The sequence below is a fragment of the Pseudomonas sp. P1_F1_2 genome (assembly GCF_056405815.1).
In genome coordinates this window covers 1-7,085 of sequence record NZ_JBFUBK010000175.1, presented here as the reverse complement: position 1 = coordinate 7,085, position 7,085 = coordinate 1, and the positions used below count along the sequence as shown (strand labels likewise).

The 7,085-nt window shown below is 60.7% G+C and carries 6 protein-coding genes and 1 pseudogene; 2 read left to right on the top strand and 5 right to left on the bottom strand.

Annotated elements, in window-relative coordinates:
• Positions 1-33: 33 nt before the first annotated feature.
• Positions 34-1,350 carry a Na+/H+ antiporter family protein gene (locus AC1D2P_RS29910; RefSeq protein WP_185044997.1) on the bottom strand — a complete coding sequence of 439 codons (1,317 nt, stop codon included), beginning with the start codon at positions 1,348-1,350 and terminating at the stop codon, positions 34-36.
• Between the two features lie 395 nt (positions 1,351-1,745).
• Here AC1D2P_RS29910 and AC1D2P_RS29905 point away from each other — a divergent pair.
• Positions 1,746-3,035, top strand: a pseudogene (locus AC1D2P_RS29905) (methyl-accepting chemotaxis protein); the annotation flags it as partial.
• A gap of 102 nt (positions 3,036-3,137) precedes the next feature.
• Positions 3,138-3,893, top strand: coding sequence for a methyl-accepting chemotaxis protein (locus AC1D2P_RS29900; protein WP_371916734.1), 756 nt, complete (start codon positions 3,138-3,140; stop codon positions 3,891-3,893).
• 149 nt (positions 3,894-4,042) lie between these two features.
• On the opposite strand, the gene AC1D2P_RS29895 is transcribed toward AC1D2P_RS29900, so the two are convergent.
• The 4 genes from AC1D2P_RS29895 to AC1D2P_RS29880 are packed head-to-tail and all read right to left on the bottom strand — an operon-like array spanning position 4,043 to position 6,638.
• The gene (locus AC1D2P_RS29895) at positions 4,043-5,356 is read right to left on the bottom strand and encodes a sensor histidine kinase (protein ID WP_477811741.1); all 1,314 of its coding nucleotides are present in this window, start codon (positions 5,354-5,356) and stop codon (positions 4,043-4,045) included.
• Positions 5,353-6,021 carry a response regulator transcription factor gene (locus AC1D2P_RS29890; RefSeq protein ID WP_046032736.1) on the bottom strand — a complete coding sequence of 223 codons (669 nt, stop codon included), beginning with the start codon at positions 6,019-6,021 and terminating at the stop codon, positions 5,353-5,355. The genes AC1D2P_RS29895 and AC1D2P_RS29890 overlap by 4 nt, the downstream gene beginning before the upstream one ends.
• A gap of 3 nt (positions 6,022-6,024) precedes the next feature.
• Positions 6,025-6,330, bottom strand: a complete 306-nt coding sequence (locus tag AC1D2P_RS29885) for a PepSY domain-containing protein (RefSeq protein ID WP_046032735.1) — start codon at positions 6,328-6,330, stop codon at positions 6,025-6,027.
• Positions 6,330-6,638 carry a PepSY domain-containing protein gene (locus AC1D2P_RS29880; RefSeq protein ID WP_046032734.1) on the bottom strand — a complete coding sequence of 103 codons (309 nt, stop codon included), beginning with the start codon at positions 6,636-6,638 and terminating at the stop codon, positions 6,330-6,332. Before AC1D2P_RS29880 ends, AC1D2P_RS29885 begins: the two co-directional genes overlap by 1 nt.
• Between the last annotated feature and the right edge of the window lie 447 nt (positions 6,639-7,085).

The window sequence follows — 7,085 nt, the reverse complement described above, 5'->3', positions numbered from 1 at the left end:
CCGGCAAGCCGTGCTCCTACAGGGTGGGCCAGGTTAGAGAATCATCGCCGCCACCCAGCCGAACGCCAGCAGCGGCAGGTTGTAGTGCAGGAAGGTCGGGACCACGGTGTCCCAGATGTGATGGTGCTGGCCGTCGATGTTCAAACCCGAGGTCGGGCCCAGGGTCGAGTCGGAGGCCGGYGAACCGGCATCACCCAGGGCGCCGGCCGTGCCGACGATGCACACGATCGCCAACGGGCTGAAACCCAGTTGCACGCACAACGGCACGAAAATCGCCGCCAGGATCGGCACGGTGGAGAACGACGAACCAATGCCCATGGTCACCAGCAACCCCACCAACAGCATCAACAGTGCGCCAATGCCTTTGCTGTGGTTGATCCACGAGGCCGACGATTCCACCAGCGTCTGCACCTGACCGGTGGCTTTCATTACTTCGGCGAACCCGGACGCGGCGATCATGATGAAGCCGATCATCGCCATCATCTTCATGCCTTCGGTGAACAGGTCGTCGGTTTCACGCCATTTCACAATGCCCGACACCGAGAAAATCAGGAACCCGGCCAGCGCGCCGATGATCATCGAGTCCAGCAGCAACTGAATAATGAAGGCCGCCACGATGGCGACGCCCGCGACCATCAGGCTCAGCGGGTTGTATTGCACCGCGACCTGTTCGACTTGCTCGATTTTCTCCAGGTCGTAGACGCGTTTCTTGCGATAGCTGAAAAACGCCACCGCCAGGCCGAACACCATGCCCAGTGCCGGAATACCCATGGCGTGGGTGACGTTGATGCCGCTGATGTCCACGCCGCTGCGGGCGACGTTGGCCAGCAGAATCTCGTTGAGGAAGATGTTGCCGAAGCCCACCGGCAGGAACATGTACGGGGTGATCAAACCGAAGGTCATGACGCAGGCAATCAACCGGCGATCCAGTTGCAGCTTGGTCAGCACATATAAAAGCGGCGGCACCAGCAACGGGATAAACGCGATATGTATCGGCAGAATGTTTTGCGAGGCGATGGCCACCACCCACAGCAAACCGATCAGCAGCCACTTGACTTGCCCCCCACCGCTGGCGTGCTGGCGATCAACCATCGCCAGGGCCTTGTCCGCCAGGGCATGGGCCATGCCGGACTTGGCAATCGCCACCGCGAACGCACCGAGCAAGGCATACGACAACGCTACTGTTGCGCCGCCACCGAGGCCACTATTAAAGGCTTTGAGCGTGGCGTCGATGCCCAGGCCGCCGGTCAAACCACCCACCAGCGCGCCGACGATCAGCGCGATGACCACGTGCACGCGCGACAGACTGAGGATCAGCATGATGCCGACCGCGGCAATTACAGCATTAATCATCGTTACCTCTGGGCAAGCGAAATGAGCTCAGCCGGCAGTCTGCGAAGAGCCGCCAGCGAAGTTAAGAATGGGTTTTATTAGAGGGCGCGCACTGTGCCGCAGCACCGGCGCCTTGTCAAAGTGAACACCGTCCCTGTAGCAGCTGCCGAAGGCTGCGTCGGCCGGTCCGCGCTCGGGCGCAGCAGTCGTGAAATCAGGCAGCGCGGTGAATCAAATGAACCGAGATCACAGGGTTTACGGCTGCTACGCCCGAGCGCGGACCGGCCGACGCAGGCTTCGCCAGCTGCTACAAGTTTTGTTTCGTTTCTTATTTGAGCGCATGGATAAAGAAAGCCAAATCACGGCCGCTACAGTGCAAAGTCTCAGATATTTATCGAATAAAGGACGTCTCCATGTCGCTAAGACAACTTTCCATTCAATGGAAAATCACCCTGTTGGCCGGGCTCTGCCTGGCCGGCATCGTGACCCTGTTGGTGGGTCTTTCGCTGTATCGCATGGAGCACAGCTCCGAGATGGTGAAAGCCTCAAGCATGGAGATGCTCACCGAAGCCGCCCAGGCACGGATCGAATCCCAGGGTGAAAACCAGGCGCTGCTGATTCGTCAGCAGTTCATGGATGCCTATCAATATGGCCACGGCTTCTCGCGTCAGGTGTTGTTCCTGCGCGATCAGGCAGAAAAGCGTTTTCTGGACGCCTTCGACCTGCGGGAAGACCTGACTCGCCAGGTCAAGTCGGCGCTGCAAGCCAACCCGGAACTGCTCGGCCTGTCGCTGGTGTTCGAAGCCAACGCACTGGACGGCAAGGACGAACTGTTCACCGGTCAGGCGGAACTGGGCAGCAACGACAAGGGCCGTTTTGCCCTGTACTGGTCGCAACCGACACCGGGCAAGGTCACCTCCATGGCATTGCCGGAAAGTGACATGGCCGACACCAGCACCGGCCCCAGCGGCGAACCGGCCAACGCCTGGTTCACCTGCCCGCGCACCTCGCTCAAACCGTGCGTGATCGAACCGTACTTCTACGTGATCGACGGCCAGAACGTGCTGATGACCAGCATCGTTTTCCCGTTGATGGTCAACGGCAAGGTCATCGCCTCGCTGTCGGTGGACATCAACCTCAACAGCCTGCAAGCCATGAGTCAGGGCGCGAGCAAAAAGCTCTACGATGGCCAGACCAATGTCAGCATCCTCAGCCCGGTCGGTTTGCTCGCCGGCTACAGCGCCGACGCCAGCAAACTCAGCCAGCGCCTGGACACCGTGGACAAAGCCAATGGTGCCGAGCTGATTCGCATGCTTGCCAGCAGCAGCAAAACCGAAAGCCTGCACAACGATCATCAGTTGAAAGTGTTGTCGCCATTCCAGCCGATTCCCGGGGGTAAATCCTGGGGCGTGCTGCTGGACGTGCCGGAAAAAGTCCTGGTCGGCCGAGCCGAAGCGCTGAAAAAACAACTCGATGAAAGCAACACCTCCGGCACCCTGATTGAGCTCAGCCTCGGCGTGCTGGCCGCGTTGATTGGCCTGATGCTGGTGTGGCTGATGGCCCGCAGCGTGACCAATCCGATCCTCGGCGTGGCGCACATGCTCGAAGACATCGCCAGCGGCGAAGGTGACCTGACCCGGCGCCTGGCCTACGACAAAAAGGATGAGTTGGGCCAGTTGGCCGGCTGGTTCAACCGTTTTCTCGACAAGCTGCAACCGATCATTGCCGAGGTAAAACGCTCGGTGCAGGACGCACGCAGCACCGCAGACCAATCATCGGCCATTGCCACCCAGACCAGCGCCGGCATGGAGCAGCAATACCGCCAGGTCGATCAGGTCGCCACCGCGTCCCACGAAATGAGYGCCACCGCCCAGGACGTTGCCCGCAGCGCCGCGCAAGCGGCACAAGCCGCCAAAGATGCGGACCAGGCGACCCGTCGCGGGTTGACCGTGATCGACCAGACCACCACCAGCATCGACCGTCTGGCCGCCGACATGAGCGCCGCCATGGTGCAAGTCGAGGGTCTGGCGGCGAACAGCGAGAAAATCGGTTCGGTACTGGAAGTGATTCGCGCGATTGCCGAGCAGACCAACCTGCTGGCCCTCAATGCCGCCATCGAAGCTGCCCGTGCGGGTGAAGCCGGGCGCGGTTTTGCCGTGGTCGCCGATGAAGTGCGCAACCTGGCGCGACGCACGCAAGAGTCGGTCGAAGAAACCCGCCTGGTGATCGAGCAATTGCAGAGCGGCACCCAGGACGTGGTCGGTTCGATGAACAACAGCCATCGCCAGGCCCAGGGCAGTGTCGATCAAGTCAGCCAGGCGGTGACCGCGCTGCGCCAGATTGGTGATGCGGTGACGGTGATCAGCGACATGAACCTGCAGATTGCGTCGGCAGCGGAAGAGCAGAGCGCGGTGGCCGAGGAGATCAACAACAACGTGGCGACCATTCGGGACGTGACGGAATCGTTGTCGGGGCAGGCCAACGAATCGGCACGGGTGAGCCAATCGCTGAACAGCCTGGCGAATCAGCAGCAGAGCTTGATGGATCAGTTCCGCGTCTGAGATCCGCCCCTCATGATCGTTCCCACGCTCTGCGTGGGAATGCCGCCTGGGACGCTCCGCGTTCCGCTGTGGGATGTGACGCAGAGCGTCACGGGATGCATTCCCACGCAGAGCGTGGGAACGATCAACGTCGCGGAGCGTGGGAACGATCAGTGCCGAGGTAACTCGATCACCACTTTCAACCCGCCCCACTCGCTCTCCTCCAATCGCATCACCCCGCCCCACGTGTCGACGATGTCGCGCACAATCCCCAGCCCCAACCCGTGGCCATCCGTTTGTTCATCCAGTCGCGTGCCGCGATTGAGCWCCTGCTCGCGCTGGTCTTCGGGAATCCCCGGCCCGTCATCTTCGACGCTCAGTTCAAACCCTCCCGGCGTCTCGGCCACACTCAAGCGAACCTCGGCATCCGCCCATTTACAGGCGTTGTCCAGCAGGTTACCGAGCAGTTCGAGCAGGTCCTCACGATCCCGCGGCAGCTGCAAACCCGTCGGCGCGCGGTAGCTGAGCGCCAGGTGCTCGCCATGAATCATGTTCAGTGTCGCCAACAACCCCGGGAGTTCTTCATCGCAATCAAACAATGCCCCCGGCAGCGCGTCGCCAGCCAATCGGGCGCGGTTGAGTTCGCGATTTAGGCGTTGCTGCATCTGTTCCAACTGCTCCTTGAGGAGCTTGCGCAACGCTGGATGAGCGTCGAGTTTGTCGCTGGACGCCAGGCTCAACAACACCGCCAGCGGGGTTTTCAAGGCGTGACCGAGGTTGCCCAAGGCGTTGCGCGAACGCTTGAGGCTGTCTTCGGTGTGCGCGAGCAAATGGTTGATTTGCGCCACCAGCGGCTCCAACTCCACCGGCACCTGATCATCCAGTTGCGAGCGCTGGCCCTGCTGCAACTGGGCGATCTGTTCGCGGGCCTGTTCCAGGGGACGCAAGGCGCGGCGCACAGTGAAGCGTTGCAGCAGCAAAATCAGCAGCAGCCCGGCCAATCCCAGGCCAAGCCCCACCTGCTGCATGCGCTTGAAACTCTCGCGCACCGGGGTGTAGTCCTGAGCGACGCTGATGGAAATCGATTGGCCAAGGCGCCGATAGTCTGACCGCAACACGAGCAACTGCTGGCCTTCGGGCCCCAGCTGCAAGTTGCTGTGCATGCCCGGATGTTCAAGCCTGGGCAGTTCCTGATCCCACAGCGAACGGGAGCGCCAGTGGGTATCGTCGAAATCGATGCGAAAGTAGTGCCCGGAAAACGGTCGTTGGTAGGCTGGCGACAGGTGCCGCTCCTCCAGTTGCAACCCTTGCGGCCCGCGTACCAGCGCCAACAGCAGGTTTTCACTGTCATTGCGCAGCCCCGCTTCGAGGTAACGCTGCAAGCCCATTTCGAACAACCACAAACTGGTTTGAGCCAGCACCAGGCCGACAACGACCATGACGCTGATCAGGCCCAGGCTCAAGCTGCGCTGAATCGACTTCACTGAGCCGCCCCGCCGAACACGTAACCCTGACCGCGACGGGTTTCGATCACACTGCGCCCCAGCTTGCGCCGCAGGTGGTTGACGTGAACTTCCAGCACGTTGGAGTCGCGCTCGGTTTCACCGTCGTAGAGGTGTTCGGCGAGGTGGCTTTTGGAGAGGATCTGTTCGGGGTGCAGCATGAAATAGCGCAGCAGGCGAAACTCGGCGGCTGTGAGCTGAATGTCGGCACCGTCGCGAGTCACGCACTGGCGGCCTTCGTCCAGGTGCAGCCCGGCGGCCTTGAGCGTCGGTTGATTGGCCTGACCGTGGGAGCGACGCAGCAGCGCCTGGACCCGCAGGTGCAGTTCTTCAGGGTGGAACGGCTTGGTCAGGTAATCGTCGGCACCGGCCTTGAGGCCTTCAATGCGTTCGGCCCAGGACCCGCGCGCGGTGAGGATCAGCACCGGCGTCGACAAGCCGCCGGTGCGCCATTGCTCCAACACCTCAAGCCCCGGCAAACCGGGCAGGCCGAGGTCGAGAATAATCAGGTCATAGGGCTCGCTGCTGCCCTGATACACCGCATCGCGACCGTCGGCCAGCCAGTCCACGGCGTAACCCTGGCGAATGAGGCCGGCGAGTAATTCGTCGGCCAGCGGCACGTGGTCTTCCACCAGCAGCAATCGCATCGATCAGTCTTCCTTGTCTTTGAGTAAACGCCCGGTGGTGGCGTCGATGTCCAGTTCGCGGACCACACCTTCGGCGGTCAGCAGTTCGACTTCATAAATGTAGACGTCGTGTTTTTCTTCAAGCTCGGCTTCCAGCAATTTCGAGCCGGGGTAGCGATCCAGTGCCTGCTGCAGCAGTTGCTCCAGCGGCAGAATCACACCCTGTTGACGCAGGCGCAGGGCTTCGTCCTGATCAAGGTCGCGGGCCAGGGCCACCGAACAAAACGCCAGAAGCACCAGCGCCATGCGTGAAAATGAAAACACCTTCATTACGTATCCTGATGATCCTTGAGAACCTGCCCACTGACAGCGTCTAATTCCAGTTCCCACTCGATGCCCTGTGGGTCGCGCAGCTCAACCTGATAAATGTACTTGCCATACGCGTCTTCCAGTTCGGTCTGGGTAACGGTCGAACCGGGGTGTTTGGCCAGCGCCGTGGCGTTGAGCTTCTCGAAAGACACAATGGTACCAGCGTCACGCAGCCTCAGGGCTTCGTCGGGGCCCAGGTCGCGAGCGTGGGCGAGGCTGGCGGTCATGGCGATGATCGAGGCGCAGAACAGGGCAGTCTGGGTGTTCATGGGTGTCTCCGGGTTTTTATGTGTTGCAGCACCGGACACCTTAGCGAGCTGAACTTAATTGAAACTGAATGGCCATCATTGGAACAACACACCACGAAATTGCAGATCTGCACAAACCCTGTGGGAGCGAGCTTGCTCGCGATAGCGGTGTATCAGTCACCATCAGTGGTGAATTTGAGACCGCAATCGCGAGCAAGCTCGCTTGTATGTTTAGACTTGAAGGGGTGGGCGGGACTAAAAGCTCGATTCCGACTCTAGCCAGTACGGACCGTGGGAGACTTCTCGTCCCGCCCCTTCTACCCGAAGCGCCGATAAGGAATTCATCGGTAAAACCGACGATAGAGGCAAGCCAGCGCAAGGGTAAACCCCGACAAGCCCTTAAACCCTAGCTCCGAGGATTCGTCATGACAATCCTTACCTCGCCAACGGTAATCGGTATCGATGTGT

Bases quoted from the DNA above. Each gene is read 5' to 3' on its own strand.
- AC1D2P_RS29890 (WP_046032736.1), bottom strand. From the start codon at position 6,021: ATGCGATTGCTGCTGGTGGAAGACCACGTGCCGCTGGCCGACGAATTA.
- AC1D2P_RS29885 (WP_046032735.1), bottom strand. From the start codon at position 6,330: ATGAAGGTGTTTTCATTTTCACGCATGGCGCTGGTGCTTCTGGCGTTT.
- AC1D2P_RS29880 (WP_046032734.1), bottom strand. From the start codon at position 6,638: ATGAACACCCAGACTGCCCTGTTCTGCGCCTCGATCATCGCCATGACC.